Here is a 15,716-nt window from a genome sequence, read left to right on the forward strand (position 1 = left end):
GGAACGGCACCGGTGAGCGCGGGACGTGCGGTCGGACTGCTACTCGGAGTGGCCGCGGACGCGGCGATCGGCGACCCGAAGCGCGGGCATCCGGTCGCGCTATTCGGCAAGGCCGCCCAGTCCGCCGAGCGGGCGCTGCACCGGGACCAGCGGCTGGCCGGCATCGCCTACACCGGCCTGCTGGTCGGCGGCACGGTCGGCGTCGGGGTCCTGGCGCAGCGGCTGTCCCGGCGCAGCCCCGTGCTGGAGGCCGCCGTCACCGGGCTGGCCACCTGGGTGGTGCTCGGTGGCTCGTCGCTGGCCGATGAGGGCACCGCGATGGCCCGGATGCTCGACGCGGGCGAGATCGACGCGGCCCGGGAGCGGCTGCGCAACCTGTGCGGGCGGGACTCGGCGGTGCTGGACGGGCAGGGCCTGGCCAGGGCCACGGTCGAGTCGGTCGCCGAGAACACCTCCGACGCGGTGGTGGCGCCGCTGGTGTGGGGAGCGATCGCCGGGGTGCCGGGGCTGATCGGCTACCGCGCGGCCAACACGCTCGACGCCATGGTCGGCCACCGCTCGCCGCGCTACCGCAACTTCGGCTGGGCGTCGGCGCGCCTGGACGACGTGCTGAACCTGGTGCCGTCGCGCCTCGCGGCCGTGCTGACCTCGGCGTGCGCGCCGGTGGTCGGCGGCTCGGCGGGCGGCGCGTGGCGGACCTGGCGGCAGGACGCCTCGGCGCACCCGAGCCCGAACGCGGGGCAGGTGGAGGCGGCGTTCGCCGGTGCCCTCCAGATCCGGCTCGGCGGCCGGACGGTGTACGGCCACGTGGTGGAGCAGCGCCCGGTGCTGGGGGAGGGCCGGACGGCGGACGCGGGCGACGTGACGCGCAGCGTCGAGCTCTCGCGGGTGATCGGGACGGTCACGGGAGTCTTGACGGCGGCGTTCGCCCTGACCCGGGGCATCCGCCGGGACCGCCGCAACCGCTGACGTTCCGCCTGGCCACGGGGCCGTGAGTCTTTTGTGTTGCTATAGGGATCCAAAGGACTCACGGCCCCGGACCTGCGGGAACAGGAAGAACCTGACGCTGGACAAGCGCTCGATGAGCGTGGATCGGTCCCCGATTTCAGGCAAAATCGGAAGTCGCTTCTCGCGTCGAGATCTGCCTGATTTTAGGCAAAATTGGGCGCTCTCGGCGGCGCGCTCGTGTCAGGCTTGGTTGGTCTGGTGGGCCGCGTCGTCGGCCGGGGTCGCCGGGGCCTCGGATTCGGCCTTGCGGCGGGCCTCTTCTTCGCGTTCCCGGCGCTCTTCCTCGGCGATCGCCTCGGCCACCGACATCTTCCGGCGGCGGCCGCCCTTCGCGCTGGGCTCCGGCCCGCCGGCGGACGTCTCCTCGGCCGGTGCGTTCCGCCAGGGCGGGCGGGCGTCGGAGCGCAGTTCCGAGTACATCAGGTAGCCGATGGCGATGATCGCCATGATGCCGAAGGCGATCCACTGCAGGGCGTAGGAGAAGTACGGCCCCGATTCCAGGCGCGGCAGCGGCATGGCGCCAAGCACGCCCGGCTGGCCCTCGTTGAGCACCACGTAGCCCGGCCGCAGGGCGAGGCCGGTGCCGTTCGAGATGGTCTCCGCGTTCACCGCGTAGGCCCAGCGGTGCCCGTCGTGCTCGAACAGCGGGCGCTGCTTGCTGTCCTGCTCGTCGGTCCGGACGCGAGCGGTGACCGAGATGTCGCCGGTCGGCGCGGCCGCGTAGTCCGGTGCCCGGGTGCCGTCGACCGGGCGGATGAAGCCCCGGTCGACCAGCACCGTCGTGCCGTCGTCGAGCCGGAACGGGGTCAGCACTTCGAACGCGGGCTCGCCGAGCACCGTGCGCTGCCAGGCCAGCGTTTCGCCCTCCGGCACGTACTGCCCGCGCAGCACGACCTGCGACCACTCGGTCCGCTGGTCCGGCGCCTGCCCGGCGGGCAGCACCTCCGCGAGCGGTTTCGGCGGCGCGTGGAACGACTCGGCGATGGCGTTGTTGCGCGTCTGCGCTTCGTCGCTGCGGCTGAACTGCCAGGGGGCGAGGAGCGTGAAGCACAGCGACGCGAACACCACGACCAGCGCGATCAGGCCGAGCCAACCGGGTCGTAGCAAGAACTTCAGGCGCACTCCTACACGGTAACCGAATCACCCTGACCTGCGGTTTTGGGTTGTGGGAGCGGGATCGTGGCAGGTCAGCGCCCGTTTTGCCCGGGACGCGCGAACGACCGGGTGCCGCCCGGCGCCAGGTTCTGTCGGTGTGACGAAGTCGTCGGTACGACGGGGTATCCGCCGCGCGGACCTCGCGATTGCCGGTCATCGCGGCGGCGATCGATCTCGCCGCTGACCGCCTACCTGGCGCGGAGGGCGGAGCGGGCGGCGGCGACGGCCTGGCCCGCGTAGCTGCCGCCGAAGAGCACCGCGTGCACCAGCAGCGGGAACAGCTGGTGCAGTCCGATCCGGTGCTCCCAGCCCTCGGCCAGCGGGCTGACCTCCTGGTACGCCGCCACGACGCGGTCCAGGTGGGGGCAGCCGAACAGGCGCAGCATGGCGAGGTCGGTCTCGCGGTGCCCGCCGTGCGCGGCCGGATCGATCAGCCACGCCCGCTGCGCACCCCAGTGCACATTGCCGCTCCACAGGTCGCCGTGCAGCCGCGTCGGCGACTCGGCGGGCCCGGCGAGTTCGTCGACCTGAGCGCACACCAGCGAGATCACCGCGCTGCCCTCGGCGCTGAGCGTCCCCGCGTCGACGGCGCGGCGCAGGTACGGCTCGATCCGGTGCCGGGCGTAGAACGCGGGCCACTGCTCGTCCGGTTCGTTGCGCATCCGGGCGAGGCCGATCCACGCGTCCGCCGGGCCACCCGGCGGCGCTGCGCCGAAGGCGGGCGCACCGGCCGCGTGCAGCGCGGCGAGTTCGCGGCCGAGGCGCTCGGCGGCGAGCGCATTCGGCGCCGCCGCCGGGATGTGCTCGGTGACCAGCCAGTTCTCGTCGTGGCCGTGCACCTCGGGGACGGCGATGACGTCTGGCTCCGCGAGCCAGGCCAGCGATGCCGCTTCGGCCGCGATGGCGCCTGGCATCGATGCGGTCTTGGCGAAGACCGTCGTGCCGTCCTCGAGGTGGACCGCGAACGCCGCTGCGGTGTCGCCGCCGCTGAGCCGGCGCACCTCGGCCGGCATCCGCCCGGTGATCTTCGCTACCGCCGCCCGGGCTTGGTCGCGCATCGCCGTCACAGCCGTTCGCGGACCCAGGCCAGCAGGCCCGGCGTCGAGGCCTCGATCATCGCCAGCACGTCGTCGAACCCGTTCGGCCCGCCGTAGTACGGGTCCGGGACCTCGGCGGCGTCGGACGAGTCCGGGTCGAAGGAGCGCAGCAGCCGCACCTCGGTCGAACCGTCGACGAGGCGGCGCACCGCCCGCAGGTGTCCGGCGTCCATCGCGACGAGCAGGTCGGCGTCCAGGTGGTGGTCGTCGACCTGGGCCGCGACGTGCTCGGTGGGGTAGCCGTGGTCGGCGAGCACCTTCGCGGTGCGCGGATCGGCGGGCTCGCCGACGTGCCACGGCCCGGTCCCGGCACTGGTGACCTCGACCTGCCCGTCCAGCCCGGCCCGCCGCAGCTGCTCGCGGAACACCAGGGCGGCCATCGGGGAACGGCAGATGTTGCCGGTACAGATGAAGGAGATGTGCACGTTTCCCGAGGGTACGGATCGCCCGCCGCCCGGTTCCGGCCGTGGGAGCGGGTGGCCTCGGCCACCGGGACGAGCGGGCCGTTCACCTCGGACGTGGCTCGCGCAGCGTTGCCTGATCCGGCAGGCCGCGCCTCGGGTGGGACGGTCGGATCACGAGGGGATCACCGCTGCCTTCGCGGCTCACGGGCCGGATGCGGTCCTGGTTAGACTGCCCGGGATGAACAGCGGGGACGACCGGGATTCGTTGCGCCACCACGGCGACGTCGACGCCGAGCACGGCCTGCTCGACTTCGCGGTGAACGTCCGCCTCGACCGCCCCCCGGCGTGGCTCCGCCACCGCCTCGCGGCGGCGCTGGACCGCCTCGGCCGCTACCCGTCGGCCGCCGACGACCTGGCCGCTCGGTCGGCTGCCGCCGCCCGCCACGGCCGCACCGCCGACGAGGTCCTGCCGCTGGCCGGGGCCGCGGAGGGCTTCGCGCTCCTGCCGTCGCTGCGCCCCCGCCTCGCCGCGCTGGTGCACCCTTCGTTCACCGAGCCCGAGCTGGCGCTGCGCACCGCCGGTGTCGAGGTGGCGCGGGTGCAGCTGGATCCGGCGGACGGCTACCGCCTGGACGCGGCCGCGGTGCCGGAGCAGGCGGATCTCGTGGTGCTGGGCAATCCGACCAACCCGACGTCGGTGCTGCATCCGGCGGCGGAGATCCGGCGGCTGCTGCGGCCGGGCCGGGTGGTGCTCGTCGACGAGGCGTTCGCCGACACCGTGCCGGGCGAGCCGGAGTCGCTCGCGGGCTGCCGGGAGCCGGGGCTGCTGGTGTTCCGCAGCCTGACGAAGATGTGGGGGTTGCCGGGGCTGCGCGCGGGGTATGCGCTGGGCGACCCGGAGCTGCTGCGGCGGCTGTCCCGCTATCGTCCACATTGGCCCGTCAACGCGCTGGTGCTGGAGGCGATGATCGCCTGCTGCGAGCCGGCGGCGCTGGCCGAATCGGGGCAGGCGGCGGCCGAGTTCGAGGAGCACCGCGCCGGGCTGGTCGCCGAGCTCGACGGCATCCCGGGGCTGCGGATCGCGCTGCCCGCCCGCGCCCCGTTCCTGCTGCTGCAGGTGGCCGGCGGGGTGGAGGTGCGGGAAGCGTTGCGGCAGCACGGAATCGCGGTCCGCCGGGGTGACACGTTCCCCGGTCTCGGACCCGATCACCTGCGGGTCGCGGTTCGCGACCCGGCGCAGAACGCTTTGCTGGTGAAGGCATTACGCGACATCTTGGGACGGGGGTGAGCCGGTGGTGGTGCGGCTTCGAGAGGTGATCGGCGCGCTGGAGGAGGCGTATCCGACCGGGCTGGCGGAGAGCTGGGACGCGGTCGGCCTGGCGTGCGGCGACCCGGACGCGGTCGTGCAGCGGGTGCTGTTCTGCGTGGACCCGGTCGAGGCCACTGTGGACGAGGCGGTGGATTTCGGCGCGCAGCTGGTGGTTTCGCACCACCCGCTGCTGCTGCGTGGCGTGCACGGGGTACCCGCGGACGACCCCAAGGGGCGGATCGTGCACCGGCTGATCCGCTCCGGCATCGGCCTGTACTGCGCGCACACCAACGCCGACAGCGCGGTGCAGGGCGTGTCGGACGCGCTGGCCGCGGCGATCGGCCTGACCGTGCGCCGGCCGCTGGTGCCGCACGCGGAGGGCGCCGAGACCGGGCTCGGGCGCATCGGCGAGCTGCCCGAGGCCGAGCCGTTCCGCGACTTCGTGAACCGCGTCGCGCAGAACCTGCCCACCACGGCCTGGGGCGTGCGCGGTGCGGGCGACCCGGAGCGGCCGATCCGCACCGTCGCGGTGTGCGGCGGCGCTGGCGATTCCTACCTGGCGACCGCGGCCGCGGCGGGCGTCGACGCCTACGTGACCGCCGACCTGCGACACCACCCGGCCGGCGAGCACCTGGCCCGGGCCGACGTGCCCGGTGCGGAGGTGCCCGCCCTGGTGGACGTGGCGCACTGGGCGAGCGAGTGGCCGTGGTGCCAACAGGCCGCGGACATCGTCGCCGCCGCGCTGCCGGATACAGTCGAAGTCCTCGTTTCCACCCGCCGCACCGACCCGTGGACCGTCCACGCCGGCGCGGCATCCGACCCAGGGAGGGCGCTCGCGTGAAAGCCGACCCCGCCGTTCAGCGACGGCTGCTCGATCTTGCGGAGGCGGACGCGGAACTCAACCGCGTCGAGCACCGCAGGCGCACGCTGCCGGAGCTGGAGCAGATCGGCCAGGCCGAGGGCGAGGTGCGCGCCAAGCGCGATGAGCTGGTGGTCGCCCAGACCGCGTTCAGCGACCTGGACCGCGAGGTCAAGCGGCTGGAGAACGAGGTCGACCAGGTGCGCGCCCGGGAGCGGCGGGACCGCGACCTGATGGCGGCCGGGGCGTCCGCCAAGCAGCTCGAAGACCTGGAGCACGAGCTGCAGACGCTCGCCCGCCGCCAGGGCATCCTCGAGGACGAGCAGCTCGAGGTCATGGAGCAGCGCGAGGCCCTCGAAACGAACGTGACGAAGTCGCGCGAGGCCGTCGCCGTCGCCGAGGAGCGGCTCGCGGACATCCAGTCGCGCCGCGACGAGGCGCTCGCCGACCTGGAGGTGGCGGAGACGCGCCGCAAGACTGAGCGGGACCTGATCACCAAGGCGATGCCGGCCGACCTCCTCGCGCTCTACGAGCGCATCCGCGCGCAGCGCGGCGTCGCGGCCGGGCTGCTGCAGGGCGCCCGGTGCGGCGCGTGCCGGATCGAGCTCGACCGCTCCGCGCTGACCGAGGTGCGCGAGGCCGCGGCCGACGACGTGGTCCGCTGCGAGGAGTGCGGCGCGATCCTGGTGCGGACCGGGGAGAACCGGTGAGCTCGCGGGTCGTCGTCGAGGCCGACGGCGGATCGCGCGGCAACCCGGGCCCGGCCGGATGCGGCGCGGTGGTTCGCGACGCCGAGTCCGGCGAGGTGCTCGCCGAGCGCTCCATCGGGCTGGGCGTGGCGACCAACAACGTCGCCGAGTACCAGGGCGTGATCGCGGGCCTGCGGGCCGCCGCCGAGCTCGGTGCCGCCGACCTCGAGGTGCGGATGGACTCCAAGCTGGTCATCGAGCAGCTGGCAGGGCGCTGGAAGGTCAAGCACGCCAACCTGCAGCCGCTGGCCGCCGAGGCTCGGCAGCTGATCGCCGGGTTCGGCCGCGTGGACCTGCAGTGGGTGCCGCGCGCCCAGAACGCGCACGCCGACCGGCTGGCCAACGAGGCGATGGACCGGCAGGCCGGCGGTACCGAGCGGTCGAGCGGCACGTCGACGTCGGGTGAGGCGAGCACGAGCTCCGCGCGCATCCGGCCGTCCGGATGGCTCGGCGCCGACGGCACGCCGACGAAGATGCTGCTGCTGCGCCACGGGCAGACACCGATGTCGGTGGACCGGCGCTACTCCGGCCGGGGTGACGTCGCGCTGACCCCGCTGGGGGAGCGGCAGGTGCGCGCGGCGGGCAAGCGCCTGGCCGCGATGGACGGCGTGGTCACGCCCGACGGCATCGCGCCGGTGATCGCCTCGCCGCTGACCAGGACCCGGCAGTCCGCGCAGGCCGTGGTCGACGCGACCGGCGGCGAACTGCACTTCCACGACGGCCTGCTGGAAACCGACTTCGGCGACTGGGAGGGCCTCAGCTTCGCGGAGGCCTCCGAGCAGTTCCCGCAGCTGCACCGGAAGTGGCTCGGCGACCCGAGCATCGTGCCGCCGGGCGGCGAGAGCCTCGACGCGGTCTTCGAGCGGGTCACGGCGGCGCGCGACGACCTCCTGGCCCGGTACGCGGGGCAGACGATCATCGTGGTCAGCCACGTGACGCCGATCAAGGCGCTGCTGCGCCTCGCGCTGGACGTCGGCCCGTCGATGTTCTACCGGCTGCACCTCGACCTGGCGTCGCTGTCGATCGTGGAGTTCTACCCGGACGGCAACGCGTCGGTCCGCCTGGTCAACGACATCTCCCACTGGTCGTAAGACCTCCCGACCGCCGCGCCCCGTGGGTGCCGGTGTTCGTCCCGCAATTTCAATGGAAATCAGAGGTTCGATTTCCATTGAAATTGCGGCGTTCCGGCACCGGCACCGGTGTGGAAGGCGGCCCTCCCGTGTGCATTTTGTGTCGCTGTAGCAACCAAAAGTGCGCACGGGCACTTGACCGGCTCCAGCGTCGCCTCGTGGTGCGGCGCCGAAGGGGTTGCGCTGGGCGGGCGTGCGCTCGCCGCGTGATCACCCGGCGCAGCTGAGTCGTCCCGCAGCGTCCCTGGTTCAGACCATTGACATGTGTGAGGTGGGTTACTAGCGTGCCCTGAAACCGTATAGGAAGTTAACGGATAGGGGTTTCGGTGGCGCGGGAAGCAGGGGCGGCGCGGGACGGGAGCCCGCGGCTGCTGCGGGCGATCAACGATCGGGCCGCGATCGAGGCGATGCTGCGGCGGGGCGCGCTGACCCGGGCCGAGCTCGAAGCCATCATCGGCCTGTCCAAGCCCGCGACCGTCGCGCTGCTCGCCCGGCTGGAGAAGGCCGGCATGGTGCGTCGCGGCAAGCTGCGCGGCGGGAATCGAGGGCCCGCCGCCCAGATGTGGTCGGTGAACGGTGCCCTCGCGCACGTCGCGGGCGTGAGCCTGACCCCTGATGAGGTCGACATCGTGATCGCCGACATCACCGGCGAGATCCGCGTGGAGCACCGCAGCGCGCTGCCGTCCGGCAACGACGCGCCACTGGCGTTCGCCACCGCGATGACCGAGGCCGCCGCCCGCGCCGAGCTGCGCCCCGACCAGCTCGCCAAGGTCGTGATCGGCTCGCCGGGCGCGGTCGACCCGGCCACCGGGCACCTCGGCTTCGCCCCGCACCTGCCCGGCTGGGAGGGCTTCGACCTGCCCGGCCGGCTGCGCGCCGAACTGGGCACCGACGTGATCGTCGACAACGACGTCAACCTGGTCGCGCTCGTCGAGATGACCGCCGGGAGGGCCCAGCAGGTCCGGGACTTCGTGCTGGTCTGGCTCAGCGACGGGCTTGGCGCCGCCGTGGTGATCGACCGCGTGCTGCACCGCGGGGTCACCGGCGGCGCGGGCGAGATCGACTGGATGCGCGCGCCCGACCGGGCCCGGCTGGACACCGGCGTGGACCGCACCGGCTCGCGGCTGGGCGGCCTGCTGAGCTACCGGTCGATCAACAAGCTCGCCCGCGCGCACGGCCTGAAGGCCCGCAACGGCGCGGCGGCCGTGCAAGCAGCGCACGCCGCAGGCGCCGTCGGGCAGGCGTTCCTCGCCGACCTGGCGCGCCGCGTCGCCACCGGCGTCGCCGGTGTCGTCAGCGTCCTCGACCCCGAACTCGTGCTGCTGACCGCCGAGATCGCGCAGGTCGGAGGCCGGCAGTTCGCCGACCTGGTCGCCGCCGAGCTGCACCGCCTCGTCGTGCCGCGCACCCCCGTGGAACCGGCGGAGTGCACCGAGCGCGCGGTGCGTGCGGGCGCCCTGCAAGTAGCCATCGGCCTCGCCCGGGAGCAGGTCTTCGGCCTGCCCGCCACGGCGGTGGGAATCCGATCCGACCCGGAAGTCCAGTTGGAGGAGGCGCGATGAGACGGTCAACGGTCGTGAGCGGCCGTTCCGGTAAGAACCGGAATTATCGCTCACGAGCATTAGCGGCGGCGGGAACGGCGGTGGCGGCGCTGGTCGCCGCGTCCTGCACGGCGGGCTCCACATCGGACGGTCCGCAGCCCGCGCCGGGACCGGACCAGCAGGTCACCATCACGGTGTCCAGCCAGTTCACCGATCGCGAGCTCGACGTGCTCAACCGGGTGCTCGACGGGTTCCACGCCAAGCACCCGAACATCACCATCAACAGCCAGGGAAACCAGGACGACGACAAGATCACCCAGGCCATCCGCGGCGGCAACCCGCCGGACGTGGCGATCTCGGCGGAGACGATCAACCTCGGCCAGTTCTGCTCCAGCGGCGCCTGGCAGGACCTCGGCCCCTACCTGCAGCGCGACCAGGTCGACCTGAACCAGATCCCGAAGGTCGTCCAGGAGTACACGCAGTTCCAGGGCAAGCGCTGCGCGATGCCGCTGCTGGCCGACGTCTACGGCATGTACTACAACGCCGACCTCTTCGCCAAGGCGGGCATCACCGCGCCGCCGAAGACCACGTCCGAGCTGACCGACCTCGCCAAGCGGCTCACCGAGTTCAACCCGGACGGCTCGATCAAGGTCGCCGGCTTCCTGCCGGTGCTGACCTCGCAGGCCAACCACCCGTGGAACTGGGCGCCGCACTTCGGCGCGACGTGGATGGACGCGCAGGGCAAGTCGGTGCTGGGCCAGGACCCGGCCTGGCAGGAGATGTACCGCTGGCAGAAGGAACTCGTCGACTTCTACGGCTGGGACAAGCTGGTGCAGTTCACCGCCGGTCTCGGCCAGCAGTACTCCGCGGACAACGCCTTCCAGCAGGGCAAGATCGCGATGATGATCGACGGCGAGTACCGCACCGGGTTCATCGAGGACGGCGCGCCGAACCTGCGCTTCGGCACCGCGCCGTTCCCCGTCTCGGACAGCAAGCCCGAGCTCTACGGCACCGGCTTCGTGACCGGCACGATCATCGGCATCCCGCGCGGCGCGGAGAACGCCGGCGCGGCCTGGGAACTCGTCCGCTACCTGACCACCGACACGACGGCGCTGGTGGACCTGGCCAACGGCCTGAAGAACGTGCCGACCACCACCGCGGCGCTGCACGATCCCCGGTTGGAGAGCAGCGAGCAGTACAAGACCTTCCTGGACCTGTTCGACAACCCGCAGCTGGTGGCCAGCCCGCCCAGCCCGAACGGCAGCGCCTACATGAAGTCCACGGAGGACTTCTCGGTGAAGTGGCAGAGCGGCCAGGTCACCGATCTCGGCGGGGCGTTGCGGGAACTGGACGCCCAGATCGACGCGGCCAAGGCGCTGGGCGGCGGCTGACGGCATGGTGGCGACGTTGGAACGGACGCGGCCGGGGCGGGCTACCCCGGCCCGCGCCCGCACGGCGCGCAACCGCCTGCGGGTGCTGGGCTTCATGGCTCCGTGGATCATCGGGTTCAGCTGCTTCTTCGCGTATCCGCTGCTGGCCACGGTGTTCTTCTCGTTCACCGGCTACGACCTGCTGACCCCGCCGGAATGGGTCGGGCTGCGCAACTACGCGTACCTGCTCTTCGGTGACCCGGTGGTGCGCATCGCCGCGGTGAACACGATCTGGCTGGTCGTGGTCCTCACGGTGCTGCGCGTGGTGTTCGCGCTCGGCGTCGCCGCCGTGCTCGCCCGGGTGCGCAGCGGCGTCGGGCTGCTGCGCACCCTCTGCTACCTGCCCGCGCTCGCGCCGCCGGTGGCGGCCACGCTGGCCTTCACCTTCCTGTTCAACCCCGGCACCGGGCCGGTGAACGGGTTGCTGGGGCTGCTGGGCATCGATGGACCGCTGTGGTTCAACGACCCGGCGTGGGCCAAGCCCGCCCTGACGCTGCTCACGCTGTGGGGCAGCGGCGAGCTGATGATCATCATGCTGGCCGCGCTGCTGGACGTGCCGCAGGAGCTGCACGAGGCGGCAGCGCTGGACGGCGCGGGCCCGGCCCGCCGGTTCTGGCACATCACGCTGCCGTCGATCGCGCCGGTGCTGCTGTTCGGAGTGGTCAACTCGATCATCTTCGCGCTGCAGTACTTCACCCAGGCAGTGGTCGCCGGTTCGGTGGCCTCCGGGCAGGCGGAGGTGGTGGGCAGCAGCAAGGTCCTGGGCTACCCGGACAACGCGACGCTGACCTTCCCGGCCTGGCTCTACCAGCAGGGATTCCACTACTACAACATGGGTTACGCGGCGGCGATGGCGGTCGTGCTGTTCGTGTTCTCCCTCGGTTTCACCGCGTTGCTCATCCGCCGGATGCGAGGCGGCACCAACGCCGAGGAGGTGAGCTGAATGGTTTTGTCGAAGCGGCGAAGCCGCTTGGCCCGCCTTCGCAACTTGCACCGCCGCGGGTTCTCAGGGGTCTCCTCGGGAGGACAGCCCCAGCGCTGTGTATCGGCATACATGAGTCGGGGATCCCGGACCGAGGGGGCGTCTGAGGTTCCGCTACCCGCACCGCCACGCAAATCGAGCACAAGGAAGGAGGTGGGCTGATGTCGCACGGGCGGTTGTACTGGATTGCGGTGCACAGCATTGGGATCGCGCTCGGGCTGATGTTCTTGCTGCCGCTGGTCTTCGTGTTCCTCACCGCGGCGATGTCCGATCAGCAGGCGCTCACCGCCGACCTGTGGCCGCGGGAGTGGCACTGGGAGAACTTCGGCGAGGTCTTCACCAAGGCACCGATGCTGCAGTACCTGGCCAACAGCCTGCTCTACTCGGTGCTGGCCACGGCTTTCATGCTGATCTCGAGCATCCCGGTGGCCTACGCGCTGGCGAAGCTGCGCTGGCGGGGCCGCAACGCCGCGTTCGTGCTGGTGATCGCGGCCATGATGCTGCCGCCGCAGGTCACCGCGGTGCCGCTGTACATCGTGTGGACCCGCTTCGAGCTCACCGGCACGATCTGGCCGCTGATCATCCCGTACCTGTTCGGCGACGCGTTCAGCATCTTCCTGCTGCGCCAGTTCTTCCTGACCATCCCGCAGTCCTATGTGGACGCCGCGAAGGTGGACGGCTGTTCCGAGTTCACCGCGATGCTGCGGGTCGTGCTGCCGATGGCGCGGCCCGGCATCGCCGCGGCGGCGCTGTTCTGCTTCCTCTACACCTGGAACGACTTCTTCGGCCCGCTGCTCTACGCCGGCGAGAGTCAGCAGTCCTGGACGCTGTCGGTCGGGCTGGCGTCGTTCCGCGGCATGCACCGGGTGGAGTGGAATCTGACGATGGCCGCGACCGTGCTGGTGATGCTGCCGGTCATCGTGCTCTTCCTGTTCGCGCAACGAGCCTTCGTCCGCGGCATCACCTTCACCGGAGTCAAGGGGTAGCCCACGATGAAACTGACCGTGGTGGGCGGCGGTTCCACCTACACGCCCGAACTCATCGACGGTCTCGCGGTCCGGCGGGAGCCGGCCATCGACGAGATCGTGCTGGTCGATCCGGACGCGGAGCGGCTGGAGGTCGTCGCCGCGTTCTGCCGCCGGCTGCTGCAGGAGGCGGGCCACCCGGCGCGGCTGCGCACCACGCCGGACGTCGTGGAAGCCGCCAGCGGGGCGTCGGCCGTGCTGCTGCAGCTGCGCGTCGGCGGCCAGGAGGCGCGCTTCGGCGACGAGACGTTCCCGCTGGACTGCGGCTGCATCGGGCAGGAGACCACCGGGGCCGGCGGCCTCGCGAAGGCGCTGCGGACCGTCCCGGTCGTGCTGGACATCGCCGAGCACGTGCGGGCCGTCGCACCGGACGCCTGGATCGTCAACTTCACCAACCCGGTCGGCATCGTCACCCGCGCGCTGCTGGCGGAGGGGCATCGCGCGGTCGGGCTGTGCAACGTCGCGATCACCTTCAGCCGCTGGATCGCGCAGCTGCTCGACGTCACGCCCGGTGCCGTCCGGCTGGAGCACACCGGCCTGAACCACCTCACCTGGGTGCGCGGGGTCCGCGTCGACGGCCGCGACGTCCTGCCGGAGCTGCTGGCCGAGCACGCCGACGCGCTGGCCGAGCACATCGGCCTGCCGCCCGGCCTGATGCGGCGGCTCGGCATGGTGCCGTCCTACTACCTGAAGTACTTCTACGCCCACGACGAAGTGCTGGCGCAGCAACGCAAATCCGCGCCCCGCGCGGCCGTGGTCGCCGACGTCGAACGCGACCTCCTCAAGCGGTACGCGGACCCGTCGGTGACGCGGAAGCCGGACGAGCTGACGAAGCGCGGCGGGGCCTACTACTCGGAGGCCGCGGTGCAGCTGGTGCACGCCCTGACCGCGGGCGGCCCGGCGGAACACGTGGTGAACGTGCGAAACGACGGCGCGCTTCCGTTCCTGCCGGACGACATGGTCGTCGAAACAAACTCCACTGTGGACGCCACGGGGGCCAGGCCGCTGCCCGTGCGGCCGGTGGAGCCCGCGCTGGCGGGCCTGATCGGCCACGTCGCCGGGTACGAGCAGCTGGCCCTGGACGCCGCGTTGCGCGGCGGCCGCGACCGGGTCGCCGACGCGCTGCTCGCGCACCCGCTGGTCGGTCAGCACGCCATCGCCGACGAGCTGGCGGACGAACTCGTCCGGCGCAACGCCCCGTTCCTGCCGTGGGCCCGATGAGGCCCGCGGTGCTGGCCATCGACGGCGGCAACAGCAAGACCGACGTGCTGCTCGTCGCCGCCGACGGTTCGGTGCTGGCCGCCGTGCGCGGGCCCGGCGCATCGCCTCAGCACGTCGGGGTGCGGCGATGCCTGGACAGCCTCGCGAGCCTGGCGCGGCGGGCCGCCGCCCTGGCCGGGTTGCCGACCGCGGAGCCCTTTGCGGTGCACACCGCGGCGTGCCTGGCCGGGGCCGATCTCCCCCGGGAAGAGGCCGAACTCCGCCGGGCGATCGAAGAACGCGGCTGGTCCGACTCGGCGACGGTGGACAACGACACCTTCGCGCTGCTGCGTGCCGGCACCGACGACGGCGTCGGCGTCGCGGTGGTCTGCGGCGCCGGGATCAACGCCGTCGGGGTCGCGCCCGACGGCCGGACCTCCCGGTTCCCGGCGATCGGCCGGATCTCCGGCGACTGGGGCGGCGGTGCGTTCCTCGGGCAGGAGGCGCTGTGGTGGGCGGTGCGCGCCGAAGACGGTCGCGGCGCACCGACCGAGCTGCTGCCCGCGGTGCTGGCCCACTTCGGAGCGCGCACCGCGGCGGAGGTCGTCGAGGCGCTGCACTTCGACGAACTGCCCGCGACCGCGCTGCACGGGCTGTGCCCGGTGCTGTTCGAGGTCGCCGAAGGCGGCGACGCGATCGCCTGCGAGCTGGTCGACCGGCTCGCCGAGGAGATCGGGCTGCTCGCCACCGTGACGCTGCGCCGCCTCGGGCTGCTCGACGGGCCCGCGGCGGTGGTCCTCGGCGGCGGGGTGCTCGCCGGGGCCGGGCGGCGGCTGCTGCCGGACATCACGCGGCGCTGCGCGAAGGTTTCGCCGGAGGTGGAGGTCCGCGTCGTCGAGGCGCCGCCGGTGATCGGCGCGGGATTGCTCGGCCTAGACCGGATCGGCGCCGACCCGGCCGCCCTGCGCAGGCTGGCCCGGGCCGAGCCCCGGCCCGTCGGCCAGGACGCCTGAGCACCGGTGGGTCCGCAGTTTCAATGAGCCCTTTTCATCCTGGCCGGCCCGCAGCCGCGGCCCGCAAAGCTGCACGTCGATGGGGTGCCGCATGCGCCGCAGGCGCATAGCCCACCTACGGCACCTGCACCGCCGCGGGTTCTCAGCGTTCGCCTGGCGAGGACGGCCCTGACGCCGTGTATTGGCATACATAAGTCAGGGCACCCACAGCCAGGCGGGCGCTGAGGTTCCGCTACCCGCACCGCCACGCAGAACGAGGTTGGAAAAACCTCAATTGAAACTGCGGACCCACCGGATGCCGCGGCAGAAGAGCCCTCGGACGGGCTGTGGCGGATGAGCCGGCCTGTAAGCCGGATTCTGTTCTCGGGAGCCTTGCGGCCGGCCCGGTCGGTGACCATCCATCTGGGCCTGCCGTCGCCGGCAGGCTCGGTGCGGCCTACCCGCGAACATCGGGCGAGCAGCCCTCGAACGTCCGCGCAGACGCCGCGAAGGCGTCCTCTTGACCTTGCTCCGGGTGGGGTTTACCGAGCCACCCCGGTCACCCGGGGTGCTGGTGGTCTCTTACACCACCGTTTCACCCTTACCCGGCGAAAACGCCGGGCGGTCTGTTCTCTGTGGCACTGTCCCGCGGGTCGCCCCGGGTTGCCGTTAGCAACCACCCTGCTCTGTGGAGTCCGGACTTTCCTCGACGAGATCGCTCCCGCCGCGGTCACCCGGCCGACTCATCCGCGCGTACGAGTCTAGAGGGTCCGGAGGGCTTTCCGCGCAGGTGGTCGACGCGGGGCCGGACGCCGCCGCACAAGATCGACCCGGC

The 15,716-nt window shown here is 72.3% G+C and carries 14 protein-coding genes and 1 other RNA gene; 11 read left to right on the plus strand and 4 right to left on the minus strand.

All coding sequences use genetic code 11. The features are described 5' to 3' along the window. The first annotated feature begins 12 nt into the window (after window positions 1-12). Entirely contained in the window at window positions 13-969 is a 957-nt protein-coding gene (locus tag E1288_RS22390; protein WP_132488100.1) for a cobalamin biosynthesis protein, read from the plus strand. Between the two features lie 219 nt (window positions 970-1,188). Here the strand turns inward: E1288_RS22390 and E1288_RS22395 are convergent, their stop codons facing one another. The 3 genes from E1288_RS22395 to E1288_RS22405 form a co-directional block, all read right to left on the minus strand. Further along, window positions 1,189-2,130: an SURF1 family cytochrome oxidase biogenesis protein gene (locus E1288_RS22395; RefSeq protein WP_132488102.1), complete on the minus strand. Its 942-nt coding sequence runs from the start codon at window positions 2,128-2,130 to the stop codon at window positions 1,189-1,191. Between the two features lie 221 nt (window positions 2,131-2,351). Then, window positions 2,352-3,221: a fructosamine kinase family protein gene (locus E1288_RS22400; protein ID WP_132488104.1), complete on the minus strand. Its 870-nt coding sequence runs from the start codon at window positions 3,219-3,221 to the stop codon at window positions 2,352-2,354. Between the two features lie 5 nt (window positions 3,222-3,226). Continuing rightward, window positions 3,227-3,685, minus strand: a complete 459-nt coding sequence (locus E1288_RS22405; protein WP_132488106.1) for a low molecular weight protein-tyrosine-phosphatase — start codon at window positions 3,683-3,685, stop codon at window positions 3,227-3,229. A gap of 217 nt (window positions 3,686-3,902) precedes the next feature. Here E1288_RS22405 and cobC point away from each other — a divergent pair, with 217 nt between their 5' ends. The 10 genes from cobC (at window position 3,903) to E1288_RS22455 (ending at window position 14,902) form a co-directional block, all read left to right on the plus strand. Then, window positions 3,903-4,952, plus strand: coding sequence for an Rv2231c family pyridoxal phosphate-dependent protein CobC (cobC, locus tag E1288_RS22410; RefSeq protein WP_132488108.1), 1,050 nt, complete (start codon window positions 3,903-3,905; stop codon window positions 4,950-4,952). Between the two features lie 7 nt (window positions 4,953-4,959). Continuing rightward, complete coding sequence (locus E1288_RS22415; protein WP_132488196.1) at window positions 4,960-5,814, plus strand: Nif3-like dinuclear metal center hexameric protein; 855 nt, start codon at window positions 4,960-4,962, stop codon at window positions 5,812-5,814. Next, window positions 5,811-6,542 (plus strand): zinc ribbon domain-containing protein, encoded by a 732-nt coding sequence (locus E1288_RS22420; protein ID WP_132488110.1) that lies wholly within the window; start codon window positions 5,811-5,813, stop codon window positions 6,540-6,542. The genes E1288_RS22415 and E1288_RS22420 overlap by 4 nt, the downstream gene beginning before the upstream one ends. After that, window positions 6,539-7,672 carry a bifunctional RNase H/acid phosphatase gene (locus E1288_RS22425; protein WP_132488112.1) on the plus strand — a complete coding sequence of 378 codons (1,134 nt, stop codon included), beginning with the start codon at window positions 6,539-6,541 and terminating at the stop codon, window positions 7,670-7,672. Before E1288_RS22420 ends, E1288_RS22425 begins: the two co-directional genes overlap by 4 nt. Window positions 7,673-8,037: 365 nt before the next feature. Then, window positions 8,038-9,273, plus strand: a complete 1,236-nt coding sequence (locus tag E1288_RS22430; protein ID WP_268951859.1) for an ROK family transcriptional regulator — start codon at window positions 8,038-8,040, stop codon at window positions 9,271-9,273. Beyond that, window positions 9,270-10,643 carry an ABC transporter substrate-binding protein gene (locus tag E1288_RS22435; RefSeq protein ID WP_132488114.1) on the plus strand — a complete coding sequence of 458 codons (1,374 nt, stop codon included), beginning with the start codon at window positions 9,270-9,272 and terminating at the stop codon, window positions 10,641-10,643. The genes E1288_RS22430 and E1288_RS22435 overlap by 4 nt, the downstream gene beginning before the upstream one ends. A 4-nt stretch (window positions 10,644-10,647) precedes the next feature. After that, a complete protein-coding gene (locus tag E1288_RS22440; RefSeq protein WP_207954492.1) occupies window positions 10,648-11,625 on the plus strand; it encodes a carbohydrate ABC transporter permease in 978 nt (325 codons plus the stop codon). Window positions 11,626-11,825: 200 nt separating this feature from the next. Further along, on the plus strand, window positions 11,826-12,650 hold the full coding sequence (locus E1288_RS22445) for a carbohydrate ABC transporter permease (RefSeq protein ID WP_132488116.1): 825 nt from the start codon (window positions 11,826-11,828) through the stop codon (window positions 12,648-12,650). A 6-nt stretch (window positions 12,651-12,656) separates the two neighbouring features. After that, window positions 12,657-13,910: a 6-phospho-beta-glucosidase gene (locus E1288_RS22450; protein WP_132488118.1), complete on the plus strand. Its 1,254-nt coding sequence runs from the start codon at window positions 12,657-12,659 to the stop codon at window positions 13,908-13,910. Continuing rightward, window positions 13,907-14,902, plus strand: coding sequence for an N-acetylglucosamine kinase (locus tag E1288_RS22455; protein WP_132488120.1), 996 nt, complete (start codon window positions 13,907-13,909; stop codon window positions 14,900-14,902). Before E1288_RS22450 ends, E1288_RS22455 begins: the two co-directional genes overlap by 4 nt. 330 nt (window positions 14,903-15,232) lie before the next feature. Here the strand turns inward: E1288_RS22455 and rnpB are convergent. After that, window positions 15,233-15,627: RNase P RNA component class A (rnpB, locus tag E1288_RS22460), an RNA gene on the minus strand. Between the last annotated feature and the right edge of the window lie 89 nt (window positions 15,628-15,716).

This window comes from Saccharopolyspora elongata, from assembly GCF_004348985.1.
Classification (GTDB): domain Bacteria; phylum Actinomycetota; class Actinomycetes; order Mycobacteriales; family Pseudonocardiaceae; genus Saccharopolyspora; species Saccharopolyspora elongata.